Origin of the sequence: Candidatus Clostridium stratigraminis (assembly GCF_045310675.1) — a bacterium.
Lineage (GTDB): Bacteria > Bacillota > Clostridia > Clostridiales > Clostridiaceae > Clostridium_AT > Clostridium_AT stratigraminis.
Genome location: NZ_JBJHZZ010000049.1, coordinates 1 through 477 on the forward strand (window position 1 = coordinate 1; position 477 = coordinate 477).

Annotated in this window: 1 rRNA gene; it reads right to left on the reverse strand. The window is 40.9% G+C overall.

Features of this window, described 5'->3' with window-relative positions:
• Window positions 1-304, reverse strand: a 23S ribosomal RNA gene (locus ACJDUG_RS17795); the annotation flags it as partial.
• Window positions 305-477 lie beyond the last annotated feature (173 nt).

The following is a 477-nucleotide window of genomic DNA, read 5'->3' on the forward strand; positions in this document are numbered from 1 at the left end:
CTGTCCGCAACCCCAACTCCGTTAGGAGCTGGTTTGGGCTCTTTCCCGTTCGCTCGCCGCTACTTAGGAAATCGATTTTTCTTTCTCTTCCTTCAGGTACTTAGATGTTTCAGTTCCCTGAGTTACCTCCATACATCTATGTATTCAATGTACAGTACATAGCTATAAACTATGTGGGTTGCCCCATTCGGAAATCTCTGGATCACAGGCTATTTGCGCCTACCCAAAGCTTATCGCAGCTTATCGCGTCCTTCGTCGGCTCCTAGTGCCAAGGCATTCACCATGCGCTCTTCGTAGCTTGACCAAGCTAAAATTCTTTGTAAAATCTTATGTTGTATTGAGTGAAATTCGGAATCTTCAACCGAATTACACGAAAATAAAACATTAGATTTTGCTGAATTTTTAGCAAAATTCTTAGCTTATTTGTAAAGTAATAAAAACGCGAGTATTCATTACCTTACTTGCGAAATTGTATAC